This is a genomic window from Rhizobium sp. P1_E1, assembly GCF_056406015.1.
Genome location: NZ_JBFUAY010000096.1, coordinates 1 through 21623, shown reverse-complemented (window position 1 = coordinate 21623; position 21623 = coordinate 1). Strand labels below are relative to the sequence as shown.

Genomic DNA, 21623 nt, shown 5'->3' with positions numbered 1-21623 from the left:
GACTGAAACGCATGACTCGACCCACTGAGAACGCAACCATTTGTGAGTCTATTAAAACGCGTTAGTATTACCACGCGGTTAAGATGCTGGAATCAGTGCGATATTTTTGAGAAGTTGATAACCATAGGCTTACGGGTGAAAAATCGTAGTGCGCAGAGCATAATGCCGAAAACTGCGAGCAGCTTTTCCGATTGTGATGCATATTCAGATTTCATGCCGATCCGTCCGGAAAACATCTACGCCTAGGGCAGCGAGGCCCTACAACAGCGAGGCAAGGCGCGGAACGATCGGCAGATAGGGTGCTTCGAACAGTTCCTCGCGTTCGAAACGGCTGCCGGTTTTCGTCAGCCGCACCATGCGACACTCGTTCTCGGAAATCATGAGCGGCGCGATCATCGAGCCACCGGAAACGAGCTGGTCGGTATAAAAGCGCGGCATCGCGTTGAAGGCCGCAGTCACCAGGATGCGGTCGAAGGTGCCCTCGCCCTGCATGCCGGCACTGCCGTCGGCATGGCGAATGATGACGCTGCGCAGACCAAGCGATTCCATGCGCCGCTGCGCTGCCGTTGTCAGCGTCTTGTAGCGGTCGATGGACAGGACACGCTCGGCCATGCGGCCCATGACGGCAGCGGTAAAGCCGCTTCCGGTGCCGATCTCCAGGACGCGCTGGCCGGGCTTGAGCTTCAGGTGATGCAGGATGCGGACGGCAAAATCGATGCCTTCGAGAAAGGAGCCGCACTCGATCGGGATCGTCCGGCTTGAATAGGCGTCGTCGGCATATTGCGGCGGCACAAACAGTGAGCGCTGCGTCTGCTCGACCGCCGTCAGCAGATCGAGGTCGGAGATGCCTTCGGCACGCAATCTGAGGACGAGCGCAGCAAAGCCCTCCTTCTCCGCCAGTCTTGCCGTCAAACTTGTGCTCCGTATCCCAGGGCCCGCGCCACGCGGTCCGTCACGGAATAATCGGTCAGATCCAGTTTCAAAGGCGTTACCGAAATCTTGTTATGCTTCAGGGCGTGAATATCGGTGCCCTCGACGAATGCGCCGGCGCGTTCGCCAAACTTCAGCCAGTAGTAAGGAAAGCCCCGGCCGTCGGAGCGGGCGTCGACCTGCAGATTGAAGGCGAGCTTGCCCTGCATGGTCACCTCGGCGCCATTGACTTCGTCGCGACGGCAGTTCGGGAAGTTGAGATTGAGGAACGTACCCTCCGGCAGGTCCAGGACCATCAGCTTTTCCAGAAGAGCCGGCGCATGCGTCTCGCAGACCTCCCAGGGCACGATGCGTGCGCCGTCCTCATAGAGATAGGCCTGGCTCAGCGCAAACGAGCGCACGCCCTGCATGGTGCCTTCGATGGCGCCGGCGATCGTGCCGGAATAGGTCACATCGTCGGCAACGTTCGAGCCTGAATTGACGCCGGACAGGACCAGATCCGGCTTGATGTCCATTACCTGCCTGATGCCCATGATGACGCAATCGGTCGGCGTGCCGCGCAGGGCGAAATGCTTGTCGGAAATCTTGCGCAGCCGCAACGGTTCGGAGAGGCTCAGCGAATGGGCAAGGCCGCTCTGGTCGGTCTCGGGCGCGACGATCCAGACATCGTCGGACAGCGTCCGCGCGATCCGCTCCAGCGCTGCAAGGCCTTCGGCGTGAATGCCGTCGTCATTCGTAAGCAGGATGCGCATCGCCTCAGGCCGCCCGTTCGATCTTGGTCAATCCGCCCATATAGGGCAGCAAAACGTCCGGAATCGTGACGGAACCGTCCTCGTTCAGATAATTTTCAAGGACAGCGATCAGGCAGCGGCCGACGGCCGTGCCGGAACCGTTCAGCGTGTGGACGAACCGGTTGCTCTTGTCTTCCTTGCCGCGGTAGCGCGCATTCATTCGGCGGCCCTGAAAATCGCCGCAGACCGAGCAGGAGGAGATTTCACGGAAGGCATTCTGCCCCGGCAGCCAGACTTCGAGATCGTAAGTTTTGCGCGAGCCGAAGCCCATATCGCCGGTGCAAAGCGTCATGGTGCGGAAATGCAGGCCTAGGCGCTTCAGCACTTCCTCGGCGCAGGCGGTCATGCGTTCATGCTCGGCAACGGCGCTCTCGGCATCGGTGATCGACACAAGCTCGCATTTCCAGAACTGATGCTGGCGCAGCATGCCGCGCGTGTCGCGGCCGGCGGAGCCCGCTTCCGAGCGGAAGGACGGCGTCAACGCGGTAAAGCGGAGCGGCAGCTTTTCCTGATCGAGGATTTCTTCGCGCACCAGATTGGTCAGCGTCACTTCGGCCGTCGGGATCAGCCAGCGGCCGTCCGTCGTCCTGAAGAGATCCTCGGCGAATTTCGGCAGCTGGGCGGTGCCATAAACGGCCTCGTCACGCACCATCAGCGGCGAACTAACTTCGGTATAGCCGTGCTCGCTGGTGTGGAGATCGATCATGAACTGGCCGAGTGCCCGCTCAAGCTTGGCGAGCGGCCCGGTCAGAACTGTGAAGCGCGAGCCGGAGAGCTTGGCGGCGCGCTCGAAGTCCATATAGCCGAGCGCTTCGCCGATTTCGAAGTGCTCCTTCGGTGCGTGGTTCCAGCGCGGCTTTTCGCCGACGGTGCGGGTGACGACATTGTCATGCTCGTCCTTGCCGACCGGTACGTCGTCGAAAGGTATGTTCGGGATGCGCGAGAGGGCGTCGTTGAGTTCGGCCGTCAGTTGCCGGTCCTCTTCCTCGATCGCCGGCAGCAGGGTCTTCAGTTCAGACACCTCGGCCTTCAGCTTCTCGGCAAGCTCGCTATTCTTCTGGGCCATCGCCGCGCCAATTTCCTTGGAGGCGAGGTTGCGGCGGGACAGCAAGTCCTGCGCCCTTTGGACGGCGGAGCGGCGCTTTTCATCGAGGGCGACAAGGCTTTGGGCCAGAGGCTCCGCGCCGCGCTTGGCAAGGGCGGCATCGAGCGCTTCGGGATTCTCACGGATCCATTTGATATCGAGCATCGTCGTTCCAGGTCGTTGCAACAGAGGTGGCCCGGCCAAAGCCTGATCGGGCCTCGACCGGATGTCACAGCACCGCCGTGTCTTCTCAGACGCGCAAAGGACTGTAACACTTTGAATTGCTACACAATTCCCTAAACCGATTGCGATTTAAGGATCATGCAGTCGACGGCGTTCATGAGGGGATTTCCAGATCGCAGCTCAGACGCTGTCCGTCTTGGCAACGTCTGCGGATCCGGTTTCCTTTTCGACCGCCTGCCGGGCACGCTGGCGCTCCACGAGTCGCGCCGCATAGATGGAAATCTCGTAGAGAAGGATCGTCGGTATCGCAAGGCCGATCTGGGACATCGGATCCGGCGGCGTCAGCACGGCGGCGACGACAAAGGCGAGGACGATAGCAAACTTGCGCTTTTCGGCGAGCCATTGCGACGTCAGAAGACCGACACGGGCAAGCAGCGTGGTGACGACGGGAAGCTGGAAGACGAGGCCGAAGGAGAAGACCAGCGTCATGATCAGGCTCAGATATTCCGAGACCTTCGGCATCAGCGAGATTGCTATCTCGTCATGACCTGGCGCCTGCTGCATCGACAGGAAGAACCACATGACCATCGGCGTGAAGAAGAAATAGACGAGCGCGCCGCCCATCAGGAACAGGACCGGCGAGGCAATCAGGAACGGCAGGAAAGCCTGGCGCTCGTTCTTGTAGAGACCCGGCGCCACGAACTTGTAGACCTGGGCGGCAATGATCGGGAACGCGACCACAAGGCCGCCGAACATCGCCACCTTGACCTGGGTGAAGAAGAATTCCTGCGGCGCGGTGTAGATGAGCTGGGCTTTCTCGACGTCGAGATGCGCCCACACGACGGCTGTCTTGTAGGGTATGACCAGATAGTTGAAGAGATGCTTGGCAAAAAAGAAGCATGCGATGAAGGCGACGAAAAACGCGCCGATCGACCACATCAGCCGCGTGCGCAGCTCCATCAGGTGCTCGATCAACGGCTGCGGCTTGTCTTCGATGTCACCGCTCATGCCTCGTCCTTCTTCGTCTGCGCCGGCTTCTTCGGCGTTGCAGGCTTCCTGGCTGCCGTCGTGCGTTTCGGTTTTTCCACAGGCACGGCAACGGCGGCCGCAGCATCGACCTTGTCGGCAGTCTTAACGCGCGGCTTGCGCACGGCCTTCGACTTGGCGGCAACCGTATCAGCCTGCACGATCGCTGCTGCGACCTGTTCCGACGGCGCAGGTGTCGCYACCAATGGCGGCGTTTCCGGCAAGCTCATCGACGGCGTCGGGGCTGCAACAGCATCGGGCGGCACCTCGGTCTTGTTCTCCGTGACCGTGGTCGACTTCTGCAGGTCGGCCTTGATCTCGTTGCCCATCTGGCGAAGCGGATTCATCGCCTCGCGCAGGCTGTTGACCGGGTTGAGTTTCTGGGCGTCGCTGATCGTCTGGCGGACATCGTCAAGTTCCGCTTCGCGCAACGCTTCATCGAACTGCGCACGGAATTCGCCCGCGACCTTGCGGGCGCGCTGCGTCATCTTGCCGAAAGCGCGCAGCATCGGCGGCAAATCCTTGGGACCGACAACCACGATCAGTACGACCGCGATGACCAAAAGCTCGGTCCAGCCAATATCGAACATGCAAGGCTCCTGGACGGGAAGCGCGGGGGCTGCGCTTTTTCCCGGACTTGGTTACTTCGTTTCGTCGGCCTTGTGATCGACGGTTTTTGCCGTATCCGGCGCGTCTTCGTCCGTCATGCCCTTCTTGAAGCTCTTGATGCCCTTGGCAACGTCGCCCATTAGTTCCGGAATCTTGCCGCGACCGAACAACAACAGCACGATGACCAGAACGATCAGCCAGTGCCACATGCTAAAAGAACCCATTACGCTAACTCCCTGTTTCTATGTTCCCACGATGTAAGGATTTCCAACATCGTTTCCAACATCAAGCCCTTTGGATTGAGCTTAATGTCACGGTATCGCCCTTTGTGACAAGCCATCGACCCATCGAAAAGTGGTGGCCACCATTGTTTTCGCCATGCATGGCAAAAGCAAGACGCAAGCCCCTCAATCTTCAGGGGTGCCACGCGGTGCCAGCAACCCCAGTTCCTCGAGGTCCATCTGGGTGATCGGGTCTTCGTCCTCGGTCAGTTCGTCGTTCATCAACGGCGAGGGAATATTGAAGTTCGCCGGAATGCGGCCCGACAGCAAGCCCGCTCCCTTCAACTCTTCGAGACCGGGCAGGTCACGCAGCTCTTCGAGTCCGAAATGGTCGAGGAAATCGCGTGTCGTGCCCAATGTCACCGGCCGGCCCGGTGTGCGCCGGCGGCCGCGGAAGCGCACCCAGCCCGCCTCCATCAGCACGTCAAGCGTGCCGCGCGAGGTCTGGACGCCGCGGATATCTTCGATTTCCGCACGGGTCACCGGCTGATGATAGGCGATGATCGCCAGCACTTCCAGTGCGGCGCGCGAAAGCTTCTTCACCTCATTGTCATCACGGCGGATGACGAAGGACAAGTCGGCGGCGGTGCGGAAGGCCCAGGCGCCTTCGACCTGCACAAGATTGACGCCCCGCGGCGCATATTGCTCCTTCAGGCGCAGCATGATCGCATGCACGTCGGTCTTCTCGGGCAGGCGCTCCGCGAGGAAGCCTTCGGAGACCGGCTGCGAGGAGGCGAAGACCAGCGCCTCGGCGATGCGCTCGGCCTCGATCTCGGCCTGCAGGTCGCGGCCCCTGCCTTCGAAATTGCCTTCGAAATCTTCTTCGCCCCTCAGGTCGATCAAACCGGCCGCTCCTGTTCCACCACCTGCAGCGTGGCATGTTTCGGACCGCGGCGCATGTATATCGGCTGAAAGGCGCCGTCCTGGCGGATTTCGAGCTTGCCCTCGCGCACCAGCTCCAGCGAGGCGGCAAAGGCGCTGGCGATTGCCGTGACGCGTTCTTCAGGCGCTGCGAGATAACGCAGCAGATAATGTTCCATCGCCGTCCAGTCACCGATCTCGCCGATCATCTGGGTCAGCAGTTCGCGGGCATCGGTCAGCGACCAGACGGTGCGCCGCTCGATTGTCACCTGAGTGACGGCATGGCGCTGGCGCAGCGCCGCATAGGCGGTCAGGAGATCGTAGAGGCTTGCCGCGTAAGCGGACTGCTGCCGGTCGGGAATATGCTCGGGGGCGCCACGCACGAAGATATCGCGGCCGAGGCGGTTGCGGTTGACGAGGCCGTCTGCCGCCTGCCGCATGGCTTCGAGACGTTTCAGGCGGAAGGCGAGTGTTGCCGCCAGCTCCTCGCCGGAAGGGCCGTCATCCTTGACCTGCTGGGGAATGAGCAGCTTCGACTTGAGATAGGCAAGCCAGGCTGCCATGACGAGATAGTCGGCGGCAAGCTCAATGCGGATACGCCGGGCGCTTTCGATGAACAGCAGGTATTGCTCGGCGAGCGCCAGCACCGAAATGCGCGACAAGTCGACCTTCTGGTTTCGGGCGAGATAGAGCAACAGGTCGAGCGGGCCTTCGAAGCCGGCGACGTCGATCACCAGCGCCGGCTCGTGGCTAGCGCGCTCCGCACCATTATCCTGCCACAACTTGTCCATCGGCGTCGCCGCCTGCGGACGTTCCGTGCCCTTGACCGTGCTCACCTAGCTACTCCCTTACGATCAGACCGTCGCAAACATCGCCTCGAATTCCGCCCTCAATTCCGCTTCATCTGATGTATCCGGCGCCGCGAAGCCTGCTTCCACCGCTTTTGCGCGGGCAAGCGATATGCCGGCGAGCGGCGGAACATTTGCCACGACATCTAGCATCTCGTCCATATTGCCGTTGCAATGCAGCACGATATCGCATCCGCCTGCAATGATATTCGCCGCGCGTTCACCGATCGTGCCGGAAAGAGCGTTCATCGAGCTGTCGTCGGAGAGCAGCAGACCGTTAAAGCCGATGTGTTCGCGGATGATGCCGTCGATCACCTTGCGCGAGGTCGTCGCCGGATTGTCCGGGTCGATGGCGGCGAAAACGACATGACAGGTCATGGCCATCAACTCGTCCTTCATCGCGACAAAGGGCGGGAAATCATGGAGTTCCAGCTCATCGCGCGAGACGGTGACGACAGGCAGCTCCAGATGTGAATCCGCAAAGCCGCGACCGTGGCCGGGCATATGCTTCATCACAGGCAATAGGCCGCCGGCCTTCAGCCCTGCGRCAACCGCCCTTCCCATCGCGATGACGGTTTCAGGATCGCCGCCATAGGCGCGGTCACCGATAACGTTGCTGCTGCCCTCGACAGGCACATCGAGCACCGGCAGGCAATCGACATCGATGCCGAGGCTCGAAAGGTCGAAGGCGTGCAGCCGCGACATCAACCAGGCGGCGCGCAGGCCGAGCATACGATCGCGGCGATAGAGATCGCCGAGCGTCTGGCCGGAAGGATAACGCGCTAGAACGGGTGGGCGGATGCGCTGGACGCGGCCGCCCTCCTGGTCGATTAGCACCGGTGCATGCCAGCCGACACTGTCGCGCAGTTCGGCGACGAGATCGGTGATCTGCCGTGCTTCGGAGATGTTGCGCCCGAAGAGGATGAAGCCCCAGGGCCGTTCGCCCCGATAAAAGGCTTTCTCTTCGGATGTGAGGGAAAGGCCGCTGCAGCCAAGGATCATCGCTTTTGATTCGGTCATATCCKAATCATAGACGGCGCCCGGCCAAATGCGAGCAAGGTCCGGCCTGATGCACAAAAAAGAGCGGCGGGCCGATCCGGCCCGCCGCTCCTATATTCTGTTCAAAAAACCGATCTACTTGGAGATCAGGCAGCTTCCGCCCGCCGCGCGATACTGTTCGCAGAGCGCTGCGGCCTCGTCCTTGGAACCGGCCGGAATGCGGACACGGTAGAAAGTACCCTTGCCGGCGATATCGGCCCTGCGGATCTCATGACTGCGGCCGCCAAGCACGCTGGCGAATTTCTTCGACAGGTTGGCATAGGATTTGGTCGCCTCGTCTTCCGAAGGCAGCGAGGCGATCTGGATGCCGTAGCCGCCGGCGGATGCGGCCTGCTGTGGCTTTGCGGCGACTGGAGCTGCGGCCGCGACCTCAGTCGTCTTCGGCTGCTGTGCGGGCGGCCGGACATTGCCCTTCTCGGTGACGGTGCCGACGACGTTGACGGGCTGGTCGGCCGGACGCGCGGTCGGAATCGGCGCGGTATCGGCAATCGCCGAGGTCTTGACCGGGCGCACCGGCGGAGCGGCCGGAGCGGGATTTGCGGCCTGCGCATCAGCACTGCCGGCGAGCGGCGGCTGTGCCGGCGCAGTTTCGACAGGGGCTGCAGAACGCGCATCGGCGGAAGCAACCTCGGCGCTTGCCGGGAAGCTTGCGGCCGTTCCGCCGACTGGAGGCACGGGCGAGGTCGATTGCGCGGACGGGGTCGACTGGGCCGTCAACGGCGGCTGAGCCGGCGGTGTCGGCTGGGCAGACGGCGTCGCCTGGGCAGACTGTGTCGCCTGGGCAGACTGTGTCGCCTGAGCAGACTGCGTCGGCTGGGCAGACGGCATCGGCTGATCGACGGGCGCCGGCTCCTCGCGGGCAACCAACGTACCGTCAGGCTTGACGATCATCGTGCGGACCTTGCGTGGCGAAACGGACGGCGTCTTGTCGGCGTCGCTTGCCGAAGCGTTGTCTGCATTGTCCTGGTTCGGCAACAGACGCGGATCCTCCGTCTCACCGACCGCAGTCGGCGTGACCTGATCGTCAGCGTTGGCGTTCTCGTCGTCTTCAGGCAGCGCTTCCGGTGTCAGCGTGCGCTGGACAACATCGACGGGCGCCTCGTCGGAAGAAACGAGCGCCTTCTGCTTCGGCTCTTCGGCAGAACCCGCAACACGGTCGTAAACGGCCTTATCCTGGTTCGGCACGGTCTTGCCGCCAGGATTTTCCGGAACGACCTTGACCGGCTCCTTGTCGGCGGTGATCACGCGCGGCTCGCCGGACGCGACAATGCCGAGCCCCTCGCCGTTCCAGACGGAGGAATAGACACCATAAGCGACGCCGGCGAAGACCACGAGCACGACGGCCCCGGCAAGCAGCCGGCGCATCGACCGGGCGCGGCTGAAATCAGCGGCCTGGCTTGCCGACTCGATACGAACCTCGGAGGTCTCGCGGCGCTCGACCGGCTCGCGCACGCTGCGGCGGAAATCCTCCTCCAGCGCCCGTTCGAAATCATCGAGGCCATCGGCGATGGTGGGCTTGACCGGCGTTGCCGCGGCCGCAGCCGTATCCCGGACTGGCGTCGGCGTTTGCCGCGGCTTGGCCGGTTCAAAGAAGCTGGCGATCTCCGCGTCGAGATCGAAATCGAAATCAGCAGTTTTCGCGACCGGCGCGGGCTGCTCGACCGGCGGCAGCGTCGGCACGTGCATGTCGTCGACGGTCTCGGGACGATCCTCCGGATCGGAGATCATCGCCGGATCGAATGGCAGGTCTTCGGTCGAGTCGGAGGCAGCCGCCCAGTTGAAAGCCGGAGCCGGAGCTGGAGCCTGCGGCTCGGGAACGAAGGCTGGAGCGGACCGTACAGGGGCGGGAGCGGCCGGCTGGAAAGCAGGAGCTGGCGGCTCTGGCGCAAAAACAGGCGCGGGCCGAGGCGTAGCGACGGCAGCGGTTGGCTGGGGAGCAGGTGCAGGCGGCTCTGGCTGCGGCGATGGCTCGGACGTCTCGGAGAAATCGAGGTCGGCGAGTTCCAGCTCGATGCCGGCAAGATCCAGCTCGAAATCATGGCCGGCGAAGGGGTCGTCGGCTTCCGGCACCGGCTGCGGCGCCCGCGAATATGCCGTTGCGGCAGGCTGGGGCACAACGACCTCGGCAAGCTGCGGCGCGATCGGCCTTGCGGCTTCGGAAGCATAGACCGGAGCCGGTTCGATCGGAGCAGGCTGGACGGGTGCTGCGGCGAGCGGTGCGGGCGCGATCACCTTGGGCTCGACAGGTGCGGCGGCCATGGGAGCAGCAGAAACGGGCGCTGCCTCGATCGATGCGGGCTGCGGCGAGACGGGCGTCGGATTGGCACGTTGCGGCACCGGATAACGCGAGACGTCGGCGAGCAGATCGTCAAGATCGAACGTGCCAGCGGTGTGCGGAACATCAGGCACGACCTCGGTCAGCGCGGCATCGGCCTGGATCTCGCCTTCGACGGCGGCGGCGATGAGATCGAAACCGGCATCGGACCCGAAATCCTGCAGCTCTTCCTCGATCTCGACGAATTCTTCGGCCTCGGCGGTCTCTTCCGATGCGATCACCTCATCATGGCGATCGAGCTCGGCGGGGAAGCCAAGCGACGGTGAAGCGGATTCGAATTCCTCGGAAGGCTCGATAGCGGCGACGGTCGCCGGCGGCTCGATGACAGGTTGCGGTTCGACCACAGGAAGATCGGCGGACGGTGCCTCAGCAACCGGTGTTGCGACCGTTTCGGCCACAGGCTCCGGCAAAACAACCTGTTCCTCGCGCTTCGGTGCATGGAAATTGGCAAGCGGCAGCCTGATGCTGGCGGCCGACCATTGCGGCGCCTTGGCGGGCTGCGGCAGCGAAGAAACGGGTGCTGCGCCGATCGACAGCTCAAGCTCCTCGATCAGGTCGCGCGCACCGCCGAAGGCCGATTGCAACGATGCCTCGGGCTCGGGGGAAAGCTGCTCCGCCCAGTCGGCGGCAGATGCGTCCTCATTCCCTGCGGCGGGCAAAGCTACTTCTTCTTCAGCCTCGCCTTCTTCAGCCTCGACGGGGGCGACGGAAACCGGCTCAGGAGCCTCCGCACGTTCGGCGGCGGGAGAAGCGTCGAGAACGGGCTCGACGTAATCTTCAGGAGTGACATCATCAGAGATCGGCTCGGCGGGCCGGTCGAGCTCCGCTAGCGGACGTGGCGAATCGTAGCGGTCGAACTCGCGCCCAAGCTCGTCTTCGAGATCGAGGGCGGGCTCGCGGCGTGCGGTCTCAGTCACCGTATTCGCTGCAACACGCGGCTCGAAGCCGACGATCCGGGCAAGTTCAGCCAACGGATCATCGTCGGCAAACAGATCGTTTTTTCCGCGCGTATCATACGCAAGTTGTTTATCAGCCATGCCTATTCCCACTCGCAAACGCCAACGCTCAAATGCCAGCGCATTGTGGGGAAATGGTGACGTTATCGCATTTCGTCCGGTGCGGCAGTGCCTGTAATGGCGAGTCCCGACTTCAAAACCGACGCGACGGCGTACACCAGCCCAAGTCTGGCAATACTTGATTCTCGGTTTTTATCATTAACAAATCGTAATTCTGGCTGATCTTTACCTTTGTTCCAGTGCGCGTGGAAGGAACTGGCGAGGTCGTAGAGGTAAAAAGCGACGCGATGTGGCTCCTGCGACTGGGCCGCCGCATCGACGATACGCGGGAATTCAGCAAGCTTGGCGACGAGCTGCAATTCGGCCGGATCGCCAATGCCTGCAACGGTTTGCGCGAGATTCTCGGGCGAAACATCGAGGTCGGCAAAAGCCTCCCTCGCCTGCCGGAAGACCGACATGCAGCGAGCATGCGCGTATTGCACGTAGAAGACTGGATTATCTTTCGATTGTTCCGTCACTTTGGCGAAATCGAAGTCGAGCGGTTCGGAATTCTTGCGATAAAGCATCATGAACCGGACCGAATCACGACCGACTTCTTCGACGACGTCCCGAAGCGTGACGAAATCGCCCGAGCGTTTCGACATCTTCACCGGCTCGCCGTTGCGATAGAGCTTGACGAGCTGGCAGAGCAGCACCGTCAGCTTCGCCTTACCGTCCGAAACGCCGCGTGCAACCGCTTCCAGGCGCTTGACGTAACCGCCATGGTCGGCGCCAAGCACGTAGATCATCTCGTCGAAACCACGGTCGAACTTGTTCTTGAAGTAAGCGACGTCGGCGGCGAAATAGGTGTAGGAGCCATCCGACTTGATCAGCGGCCGGTCGATATCGTCGCCCACCTCGGTCGAGCGGAACAGTGTCTGTTCGCGATCTTCCCAATCCTCGGGAAGCTGACCCTTCGGCGGCGGTAGCGTTCCCTTGTAGACGTAACCCTTGAAGGTCAGATCGTTGATCGCCGTGCGGATCGCGGCCGCACCATTGGCATGCAGGGTTCGCTCGGAGAAGAAGACGTCGTGATGGACGTTCAGCGACGCCAGATCGTCGCGGATCATCACCATCATCGCATCGATGGTGCGATCCTTGACGATCGGCATCCATTGGTCTTCCGGCATGTTGTGCAGACGCACGCCGTAATCGGCGGCAAGCGACTGACCGACAGGCACGAGATAGTCGCCGGGATAGAGACCCGAGGGGATTTCGCCGATCTTTTCGCCGAGCGCTTCGCGATAGCGCAGGAAGACGGAACGGGCGAGCACGTCGATCTGCGAGCCGGCATCGTTGATGTAATATTCCTTCTCGACGCCGTAACCGGCAAAAGCCAGCAGGTTGGCGAGCGCGTCGCCGACGACGGCGCCACGGCAATGGCCGACATGCATGGGACCGGTCGGATTGGCCGAGACATATTCGACGTTGACCTTCTTGCCCTTGCCGAGCGTCGAGCGGCCGTAATCGGTGCCGGCGCCGATCATCGAGGCGAGCAGCCGCTGCCAGTAGCCGACGGCGAGACGGATGTTAATGAAGCCGGGACCCGCGACCGAGACGTCGGCGACGTCGGCATCCTCCTTGAGCTTGGCGATGATGACGTCGGCCAGCGCGCGCGGGTTGGTTCCGAGCGGTTTTGCCAGCACCATCGCGGCATTGGTCGCCACATCGCCATGGCTCGCGTCACGCGGCGGCTCGACGGTGATGCGGCCGAAATCGAGCTCGGATCGCTTATCCCTGACCAGATCGATCTGTTCAAGGGCGGTTTTGATCCTGGCTTCGAAGTCGGTAAAAAGGTTCATCGCACTCTTCCATGCATAGGCTGTGCCAAAGGCTCAAATCGGCCCTCGGCGTGGGCGACCGCTGCCTATCGCAAATCCGGAGTGTGGTCAAACAACCGCCTGTGGGCGCTGATGGCATAGGTGTCGGTCATGCCGGCCAGATAATCGCCGACATGGCGAGCCTTCGGCGCATCGGACAGGCCGGCGATATGATCGACCCAGTAATGGCTTTGCATCTCCTTCGGATTGGCCATGTAGGCGGCAAAGAGATCGGTGACGATCTGGGCGGCGCCGGCACGGATGCGCATGATATCCGGATTGCGGTAGATGCGTTTGAAGAGCATCGCCTTGATCTGCTTGTCGGTCTCGGCCATTCCCTCGGAAAAGCTGGCGACAACCTGGCCGGCACCGCGGATGTCGGCTGCGCTTTCAGGGCGCAAGAGCGACAGGCGTTGTTGCGCGACGCCGATCACGTCTTCCACCATGCGGGTAATCTGACGGCGCATGATCTCATGGGTGAAGCGGCTGGCCTCCAGATGCGGATATCGCTCCCGCACCTCGGCCATCAGCGCGGCAAGAAACGGGATTTCCTCCAGCATGTCGAAAGTCAGATAGCCGGAGCGTAGGCCGTCGTCGATATCATGGGTATTATAGGCAATGTCGTCGGCGATCGCCGCAACCTGGGCCTCGAGGCTGGCATAGGTTGCAAGCTCGAGATCGTGCAGCTCGCAATAATCGAGGATCGGCTGCGGAACGGGGCCCCGCGTGCCGACTCCCTCAGGCGTCAGAAGCGGACCATTGTGCTTGACGAGACCTTCGAGGCTTTCCCATGTCAGGTTGATGCCGTCGAATTCAGCATAACGCCTCTCCAGCTTGGTCACGATGCGCAGCGATTGGGCATTGTGGTCGAAGCCGCCATAGGGCAGCAGCACCTCGTGCAACGCGTCCTCGCCGGTATGACCGAACGGCGTGTGGCCGAAATCGTGCACGAGCGCCACGCCCTCGGCCAGATCCTCGTCGAGTTTCAAGGCACGGGCGAGCGCGCGGGCGATCTGCGCCACCTCGATCGTGTGCGTCAGCCGGGTGCGGTAGTGATCGCCGTCCTGGGCGATGAAGACCTGGGTTTTGTGCTTCAGCCTGCGGAAGGCAGTGGTGTGAACGATGCGGTCGCGGTCGCGCTGGAAATCGGAGCGTGTCGGGCTGCCGTCCTCCTGATAGAGCCGTCCGCGCGTCGTCCAGGGGTCGGCCGCATAGACCGCCCTTTCACTGCTGCCGAAACCCAAAGCACGCGTATCGATCGTCATTCTTCACCGTCATCCTGCATGTTGCCGCATCTGCCCATTGACGCCGCTTATCGCTCTTCATACCTATAGGTCGATGAAACGGCAAAGAGGCGCTTTCTTAACCGCTTCGGCGCATCATCGCCTTTTCGCGAAGATTATGGTAAGTTTCTTTGATATCAGGCATTTGAACATTCAAGTGCCAAAACCCATTCTCTCCGGATCTTGACCCCGGCAGGAGGAAACATGACGGATACAAGTGTAACCCTTTCAGATGCCGCAGCAAAGCGTATCGCTGCGATCGTCGGCGCCGAAGCCGGCAAGAGCGCGTTGCGCGTTTCCGTCGAAGGCGGCGGCTGTTCGGGGTTTTCCTACAAGTTCGATCTTGCCGACAGGGCTGACGACGACGACATCATCGTCGAAAAGAACGATGCCAAGGTGCTGATCGACAGCCTTTCTCTCGTCTACATGGCGGGCTCGGAGATCGACTTCGTCGACAATCTGCTTGGCCAATCCTTCCAGATCAAGAACCCGAATGCGGTGGCAAGCTGCGGCTGTGGCACCAGTTTCTCGATCTGAACGTCTAAACGCACGGACTCCCCATCAAACCGGCCGAAGAATCTCTTCCGGCCGGTTTATCGTCTTGTCCGCCGGTGAAAGACCACGATAAAAGAAGCGCACTAAAGCGCGCTGCATCGACGCTGATTCATGCGGTGCGCTTTAGCTCTTTGTTTTTTGTGCCTGTCGTTATCCCAGAACCGCTGCACACTTCTGGGCGACATGCATAATGCGGAACGGGACAGAGCCATGAAGATCGCGACCTGGAACATCAACGGCGTCAAGGCGCGCATCGACAATCTCACGCAATGGCTCAAGGATTCCGATCCGGATATCGTCTGCCTGCAGGAGATCAAGACGGTCGACGAGGGTTTCCCGCGGCTGGAGATCGAGGCGCTCGGCTATCATGTCGAAACGCACGGCCAGAAGGGCTTCAACGGCGTCGCGATCCTCTCCAAGAGTACACCTTTCGAAGTCAACCGCGGCCTGCCCGGCGATCCGCTGGACGAACAGGCGCGTTTCCTCGAAGCGGCGTTCACGCTGTCCGACACGCGCATCCTGCGCGTCTGCTGCATCTACCTGCCGAACGGCAATCCTGTCGAAACGGAGAAATATCCCTACAAGCTCGCCTGGATGGAGCGTCTGCGGACGTTTGCAGCCGAACGGTTGGCCTATGAAGACATGCTGGTTCTTGCCGGCGATTACAATGTCATCCCGGAACCGCACGACTGCTTCGATCCCAAGGTCTGGGAAAACGATGCACTGTTTCTGCCGCAGACGCGGGAGGCGTTCCGCAAGCTCGAAAATCTCGGGCTGACGGATGCCGTGCGCGCGACGACGGATGCGACGCAGTTCTATTCCTTCTGGGATTATCAGGCCGGCGCCTGGCCGAAGAACAACGGCATCCGTATCGACCATCTGCTGTTGTCACCGGAAGCCGCCGACCGGATGACATCGGCTGCGATCGAAAAACATGTGCGGGCCTGGGAAAAGCCGTCCGACCACGTGCCTGTCATCGCTTATTTCGATTTCGCGGGCTGAGCGTCCAATCGGCGCTTAGTCGTCGGAACCGCTCGCGATGGTGTGCGAGAGGGATACCGCCGTGCGGCGGTCGGCCTCGTTCGCAACCGAGAAGGCCTGCTCCTGCAGCGCTTCCATCCAGCTGCAGTCCTTGGGCTTGCAGCGGTCGAGCGCTGCCGTCATCAGCGCCAGACCGCGGGCCGTCTGGCCTTCATCGAACAGAATATTGCCGAAGACCGCCATGGCGCCGGGATGGCCGCTCTTGCGGGCCTGGTTCAGCCACTTCTTCGCCTGCTGCGGGCTGGCATTGCCGCCCTCGCCGGCCAGCATCATCTGCGCCAGCTGGAACTGCGCCTCGGGGACGCCAAAGGTGGAAGCCACCTGAAAATAAAGCTGGCGCGCCTGGCTGAGGTCGATCCTGACCGGACTGCCGGCAATGCCATGCTTGTAATAGCTGGCGAGCGAGAGCAGCGCGTTGACGAAGAAGCCCGTATCTTCCGAGCCGGGTTCGACGCCCTGCTGGGCAATCTCGCTGTAGATCTTGAAGGCTTCGAAATCGTCCTGCGTAACACCGTCACCATCGGCATACATGTTGGCGAGCGCCCAGCGCGAACCGGTGTGGCCCTTTTCGGCGGCGTATTTATAGGCTTCGACCGCTTCTTCCTTCTGGCCGTTCTTATAGGCTTTGAAGCCGAACTTGAAGAGATCGAAGGGTCCGGATTCCTTGCTGACGCCACCTTTGATGTCGAATGCGCGGCACGGACCGGACAGCGCCAGCGCTACGGCTATCGACATGCCCATCAGCATGAATTTGAACAGTTTGAACTCGGACGTCACCATTTCAACCGATTTCTTTCGCTCATCTCAGGCAGGCGGCAACGGCGCTCGCACCGTGCATCCCGCGGATGTATTTCTTCGAGGCGAGCGATCCCGCGGCGAGCTCCATGGCTCCTTTACCCGCGTCGCATCCAGCCCACTGGCCTTTTCTCAAAGGCGATATTCTCAGTCCATCCTTCAGAACCACCCGGCTCCCGGCATGGCTCGACTGCAATCTCCGTGGCACTCTTTCGGTAGGTGCGGTATTCGCCTTCCCGCCTTTATCGCATTCGTAAACAGTAAATGTGACGAAACCGGTATCGACATTTTCGGCAAAGCCGGGCTGCTCATCCGAGCGGGTCGAAAACAGCGACAATGAACGGATCGACGACTTCATCGCGAGGCCGGATTGGCGGCCGGAACTGCCTTGTTCGGAAAGCGAAACGACCGCAATCGAACGAATGTCGCCAATCGCGCCRTACGATCTGATGTACCCGGAAAAAAATCGACCCATGCTACTATTTACACGCACCGTACGCCTGCCATCTCCTCGCCTGCGAATAGCGCTGCGCCCTCTTTGTGGCGGGAAATGGACAAATTCGCCCTGCCGCCACCATACGCCAAACGTCGTAAAAATGTGTTGCTGAATCGTCACAAATTGGAACGTCGATTTGTCTTGCCAACGCCCAAAGAAAAGCCCGGCGAACTGCCGGGCTTGAAGACTTCTACTTGGGCAGCAAGATCAGAACTTGACCTTTACGCTGGTGGAAAGGGCCGCCAGCAGATCGTCGCCGAAGGAATAGGAGACGTCGTTGCCGTAGGTCCGGCCATTATACACGTAGGTGCCGGATTCTCCGCCGGTCATGATGCCGAGCGCGCCGGCCAGACGCCACTCGACATTCTCCACCGGCGTATAGGAGACACCTGCACCGAGCGTCCATGTGTCGGTCTGGGCGCCGTAGCCCTGGCTCGTGCCGCGATCCCAGGTCAGGCTGAGGGCGCCGGCCCATTGCTCGTTGAACTTGTGGCCGACGCCACCGCTGATCGTCCAGCCGTCGCGATAGAAGAGATCGAGCGAGGTGAGCTGGCTGCTGGCGGAGCAAGCGACGACGCCTTTGGTGGCCTTCGGGCAGAAGGCGATCGACTGCAGCACGCTCCAGTTCGTCCACTTGACCGAACCGAAGGCGAGCCAGTCGGGCGCAATGCCGCTCTGCAGCTTGAGTTCGACGGAATCCGGCGCCTCAGCCGAACCATAGACCGGCGTCACGACGCCAAGGTAGGGATTGGCAGGATTGGCGGCCTTCGGCACCTCGGTCAGGTCGACCGTGCCGGTGAGATCGTCATACTTGACCTTGCTGTTGTAGACCAGGCTGGCGCGGAAGGCATATTCCTCGATTTCGTAGGCGATGCCCGCCCGCCATCCCATGGCCTGGTCGGCAAGATCCAGACGGCCAGTGCCGTCATAGACCAGCGCGGCCGCCCCTGTGATCGGCGCGACGAGGCGTGTCTTGAAACCATCGACCGTCTGATAGAACCCGCCGCCGATCAGGCGAAGCTGGCCGGGGCCCATATCGAAACGATAGGAGCAGGTGGCGCCGTAGTTGCGGGTGCTGATCTTGGTTTCGATGTTGTCGTTGACACCCAGCCAGTCGGCGCCGGGATTGGTGTGTGCGCCGAAGGGTGTCGAAAAATCGCCCATACAGTCGATGGAGTCGCCGAAACCGACCTTCACCCCGAGATAGGGGATCCAGTAATCCTCAGTATCATCAGCCGTGGTCGAGCCTCCGCCAATGCCGTTCGTRCCGAGGCCATCGGTGGGATCGGTGTCCTTGACGTTTTTCAGCTTGCGCTGCGGCATGACATAGGTCGCGCCGGATTGGACGGCGAACCTCGAATTGTCGAAGAGAAGGTCGATATTGTATCCGCCGCGCTCCAGACCGCCGGCGAAGGACGGCGATGCAAGCGACGAAAGAAGAACGAGCGATGTTATGCCCTTGGAAAACCTACGAGATGCCATTGTGTCTCCCCCACTCCAGCAATTGATGTGACCCCACTCTAGTAAGTGTTCGCGTGATATGGCAACGCGCCCCACGGCAGCGCTCCCAGGCAATGCAGCGGCTAACTTACGTAAAGAAATTGACGGACACGTCAAAAAACCTGGTTAATAAAATTTTATTCCAGACCTATCGAATTTCAGGTGGACTTTTGGGTTTTCATTCCAAACATTGCAGAAGCTGTATCAATCCGACAACAGTGGCAGTTTTCGCCCGCTGGAGGTTCGCATGGGAGCAATCCACAGGATGAAGTGCTGAAAAGGCGCCGTTTCACGCGCGAACCGGACGAATCACAACAAAAAAGACGCGCCCGCGGAGGGCGCGTCTTTGAAATAACTTACCAAAATGGGTCCGTGAAACTTACCCGGCTTCGCTCACCCTGGAAAGAGCGGTCCTCAGGCTTGCGATCTGCCCCTTCAGTTCCTCGAGACGATCGCGCTCGGCCTCGACCACTTCGGGATTGGCGTTGGCGACGAACTTCTGGTTGGAGAGCTTGCCGTCGATGCGGGAGATCTCGCCTTCCATCTTGGCAATCGCCTTTTCGAGACGGGCCTTTTCGGCGGAAAGGTCGATCAGCTTGCCGAGCGGCAGGCAGATGGTCGCTTCAGCGACGACGATCTGAGCAGCACCCTTGGGCGCATCGTCAGCCAGCGATATCGCCTCGACGCGTGCAAGGCGCTTGATGGCGGCGTCGTGGCGGAACAGCCGTTCACGCGTCAGGTTGTTGGCCTTGACGACGACGAGCGGGGCTGTCGCCGACGGCGGGACGTTCATTTCAGCGCGCACCGAGCGGATGCCGGAGACGAGGTCGATCAGCCAGTTGATCTCGTCGGCCGCCCCGTCGTCGGCATAGGACGGCGCGGGCCATTCGGCATGGCAGACCAATGTGTCGCGCTCTTTGCCTTCGCCTGCCGTATGGGCCCAAAGCTCTTCGGTCATGAAGGGCATGAAGGGATGCAGCAGCTTGTAGATCTCTTCGAGAATATAAGCGCTGCAGGCCTGGGCTTCCGCCTTGGCGCCCTCGTCTTCTCCATTGAAGACCGGCTTCAACAGTTCGAGATACCAGTCGCRGACCTCGTTCCAGACGAAGCGATAGAGCGCGCCGGCGGCATCGTTGAAGCGGAAGGCTTCCAGCGCTTCCGTAACGTCACGTTCCGTACGGGCAAGTTCCGTCAGGATCCAGCGGTTGATGGTAAGCTCGGCCGCCTCGGGTACGAAATGCGGGTCGCTCTTTGCCCCGTTCATTTCGGCGAAGCGCGTGGCGTTCCAGAGCTTGGTGCCGAAATTGCGGTAGCCGGCGATGCGGGCCGGATCGAGCTTTACGTCGCGGCCCTGCGCCGCCATGATCGCCAGGGTGAACCGCAGCGCGTCGGCGCCGTATTCGTCGATCAGTTCCAAGGGATCGATGACGTTGCCCTTTGATTTCGACATCTTCTGCCCATTCTTGTCGCGCACCAGCGCGTGGACATAGACGGTCTGGAAGGGCTCAACGGGTTCGCCATCCTCGTCCTTCATGAAGTGCAGGCCCATCATCATCATGCGGGCAACCCAGAAGAAGATGATGTCGAAGCCGGTGACGAGAACGTTGGTCGGGTAATAACGCACCAGCTCCGGCGTCTCGTCCGGCCAGCCGAGCGTCGAGAAAGGCCAGAGTGCCGAGGAAAACCAGGTGTCGAGCACGTCTTCGTCACGCGTCAGGATCTCGCCCGGCTTGAAGTTTTCGAGCAGGTCCTCGACATAGGCCTTCATCGGCCCCTCATGCGAGAGGTAATGCTGGATCGCCGCCTGCAGCGCCTCTTCCTCGGTCTTTTCGACGAAGACCTGGCCGTCCGGGCCGTACCAGGCAGGAATCTGGTGACCCCACCAGAGCTGACGGGAGACACACCAGGGCTGGATGTTTTCCATCCACTCGTAATAGGTCTTGTCCCAGCTCTTCGGCACCATCCTGGTGCGACCTTCGCGGACCGAGGCGATCGCCGGTTCGGCGAGCGTCTTGGCGTCGACATACCATTGTTCGGTCAGCCGCGGCTCGATCGGCACGCCGCCGCGGTCGCCGTGCGGTACCATGTGCTTGTGCGGTTCGATCTTGTCGAGAAGGTCGGCCTCTTCGAAAATCTCGACAATGACCTTGCGCGCATAGAAGCGGTCCTGCCCTTCCAGGCGGTCCCAGGCGCCATGCAGCGCCGCCGGATTGTCGAGGCCTTCGAGGAAATCCTCATTGTCCTTGATGGTGATCGTGCCGTCGATATTCAGGATGTTGATCGAGCGCAGGCCAGCCCGCTTGCCGACGTCAAAGTCGTTGAAGTCATGCGCCGGCGTGATCTTGACGGCACCGCTACCGGCCGTCGGATCGGCGTAGCTGTCAGCAACGACCGGAATGCGGCGGCCGACGATCGGCAGGATGACATGCTTGCCGATGATCGACTTGTAACGCTCGTCCTCCGGATTGACGGCAACACCGGTATCGCCCAGCATCGTTTCAGGACGCGTGGTGGCAACGACCAGATAGTCGCGCGTTTCCCATTCGGTCGGCTTGCCTTCCTCGTCGAAAGCGATCGGGTACTGGTAGGTGACACCCGGCTCGAGCGGATAGCGAAGATGCCAGAGATTGCCCTTGATCTCATGCTGTTCGACTTCAAGATCGGAGATAGCCGTCAGCAGCTTCGGATCCCAGTTGACGAGGCGCTTGTCCTTGTAGATCAGCCCTTCCTTGTAGAGCGTGACGAAAACCTCGAGAACGGCCTTCGACAGGCCCTCGTCCATGGTGAAACGTTCGCGCGACCAGTCGCATGACGCACCCAGACGCTTCAGCTGGTTGAAGATCAGGCCGCCGGATTCACCCTTCCACTCCCAGACCTTGTCGATGAAGGCTTCACGGCCCATGTCGCGGCGGCCCGGCAGCTGCTGTTCCATCAGCTTGCGTTCGACGACCATCTGCGTGGCGATGCCGGCGTGGTCCATGCCCGGCTGCCAGAGCACGTCCTTGCCGCGCATGCGCTCGAAGCGGACCAGGATGTCCTGCAGCGTGTTGTTGAGCGCATGGCCCATGTGC

At 61.2% G+C, this 21623-nt stretch carries 18 protein-coding genes; 2 read left to right on the top strand and 16 right to left on the bottom strand.

Features of this window, described 5'->3' with window-relative positions; genetic code table 11:
* Positions 1–258: 258 nt before the first annotated feature.
* The 12 genes from AC1D1Z_RS24735 to AC1D1Z_RS24680 all read right to left on the bottom strand — a co-directional run bounded on the left by AC1D1Z_RS24735 (position 259) and on the right by AC1D1Z_RS24680 (position 14147).
* Complete coding sequence (locus AC1D1Z_RS24735; RefSeq protein WP_018241800.1) at positions 259–912, bottom strand: protein-L-isoaspartate(D-aspartate) O-methyltransferase; 654 nt, start codon at positions 910–912, stop codon at positions 259–261.
* On the bottom strand, positions 909–1682 hold the full coding sequence (gene surE / locus AC1D1Z_RS24730) for a 5'/3'-nucleotidase SurE (RefSeq protein ID WP_131647054.1): 774 nt from the start codon (positions 1680–1682) through the stop codon (positions 909–911). The genes AC1D1Z_RS24735 and surE overlap by 4 nt, the downstream gene beginning before the upstream one ends.
* Before the next feature lie 4 nt (positions 1683–1686).
* Positions 1687–2970 (bottom strand): serine--tRNA ligase, encoded by a 1284-nt coding sequence (serS, locus tag AC1D1Z_RS24725; protein ID WP_018241798.1) that lies wholly within the window; start codon positions 2968–2970, stop codon positions 1687–1689.
* Positions 2971–3168: 198 nt separating this feature from the next.
* Positions 3169–3996 (bottom strand): twin-arginine translocase subunit TatC, encoded by an 828-nt coding sequence (tatC, locus tag AC1D1Z_RS24720; RefSeq protein WP_065277112.1) that lies wholly within the window; start codon positions 3994–3996, stop codon positions 3169–3171.
* On the bottom strand, positions 3993–4604 hold the full coding sequence (tatB, locus tag AC1D1Z_RS24715; protein ID WP_131647053.1) for a Sec-independent protein translocase protein TatB: 612 nt from the start codon (positions 4602–4604) through the stop codon (positions 3993–3995). Before tatB ends, tatC begins: the two co-directional genes overlap by 4 nt.
* A 51-nt stretch (positions 4605–4655) precedes the next feature.
* Positions 4656–4847, bottom strand: coding sequence for a twin-arginine translocase TatA/TatE family subunit (locus tag AC1D1Z_RS24710; protein WP_003538990.1), 192 nt, complete (start codon positions 4845–4847; stop codon positions 4656–4658).
* 183 nt (positions 4848–5030) lie between these two features.
* Complete coding sequence (gene scpB, locus AC1D1Z_RS24705) at positions 5031–5747, bottom strand: SMC-Scp complex subunit ScpB (RefSeq protein WP_130652275.1); 717 nt, start codon at positions 5745–5747, stop codon at positions 5031–5033.
* Complete coding sequence (locus AC1D1Z_RS24700) at positions 5744–6601, bottom strand: segregation and condensation protein A (RefSeq protein WP_018241794.1); 858 nt, start codon at positions 6599–6601, stop codon at positions 5744–5746. Before AC1D1Z_RS24700 ends, scpB begins: the two co-directional genes overlap by 4 nt.
* Positions 6602–6619: 18 nt before the next feature.
* Positions 6620–7633 carry a beta-N-acetylhexosaminidase gene (gene nagZ, locus AC1D1Z_RS24695; protein WP_477851832.1) on the bottom strand — a complete coding sequence of 338 codons (1014 nt, stop codon included), beginning with the start codon at positions 7631–7633 and terminating at the stop codon, positions 6620–6622.
* Positions 7634–7747: 114 nt separating this feature from the next.
* The gene (locus AC1D1Z_RS24690; RefSeq protein ID WP_331841033.1) at positions 7748–11044 is read right to left on the bottom strand and encodes an SPOR domain-containing protein; all 3297 of its coding nucleotides are present in this window, start codon (positions 11042–11044) and stop codon (positions 7748–7750) included.
* A gap of 62 nt (positions 11045–11106) precedes the next feature.
* Positions 11107–12864, bottom strand: a complete 1758-nt coding sequence (gene argS, locus AC1D1Z_RS24685; protein ID WP_028732043.1) for an arginine--tRNA ligase — start codon at positions 12862–12864, stop codon at positions 11107–11109.
* A gap of 65 nt (positions 12865–12929) precedes the next feature.
* Positions 12930–14147 (bottom strand): deoxyguanosinetriphosphate triphosphohydrolase, encoded by a 1218-nt coding sequence (locus AC1D1Z_RS24680; protein ID WP_065277079.1) that lies wholly within the window; start codon positions 14145–14147, stop codon positions 12930–12932.
* A 222-nt stretch (positions 14148–14369) separates the two neighbouring features.
* Here AC1D1Z_RS24680 and erpA point away from each other — a divergent pair, with 222 nt between their 5' ends.
* The gene (gene erpA, locus AC1D1Z_RS24675) at positions 14370–14702 is read left to right on the top strand and encodes an iron-sulfur cluster insertion protein ErpA (RefSeq protein WP_018241789.1); all 333 of its coding nucleotides are present in this window, start codon (positions 14370–14372) and stop codon (positions 14700–14702) included.
* A 228-nt stretch (positions 14703–14930) separates the two neighbouring features.
* Entirely contained in the window at positions 14931–15722 is a 792-nt protein-coding gene (gene xth / locus AC1D1Z_RS24670) for an exodeoxyribonuclease III (RefSeq protein WP_018241788.1), read from the top strand.
* Between the two features lie 15 nt (positions 15723–15737).
* Here xth and exoR read toward each other — a convergent pair whose 3' ends face one another.
* From exoR to AC1D1Z_RS24650, 4 genes are all read right to left on the bottom strand, one after another.
* Positions 15738–16541 (bottom strand): exopolysaccharide production regulator ExoR, encoded by an 804-nt coding sequence (gene exoR / locus AC1D1Z_RS24665; RefSeq protein WP_003558862.1) that lies wholly within the window; start codon positions 16539–16541, stop codon positions 15738–15740.
* Positions 16542–16560: 19 nt separating this feature from the next.
* Positions 16561–17031 (bottom strand): hypothetical protein, encoded by a 471-nt coding sequence (locus AC1D1Z_RS24660; RefSeq protein ID WP_026188368.1) that lies wholly within the window; start codon positions 17029–17031, stop codon positions 16561–16563.
* Between the two features lie 228 nt (positions 17032–17259).
* Complete coding sequence (locus tag AC1D1Z_RS24655) at positions 17260–18534, bottom strand: OmpP1/FadL family transporter (RefSeq protein WP_018241787.1); 1275 nt, start codon at positions 18532–18534, stop codon at positions 17260–17262.
* Positions 18535–18931: 397 nt separating this feature from the next.
* The coding region (locus AC1D1Z_RS24650) for a valine--tRNA ligase (RefSeq protein ID WP_477851828.1) at positions 18932–21623 on the bottom strand (2692 nt) is incomplete at its 5' end.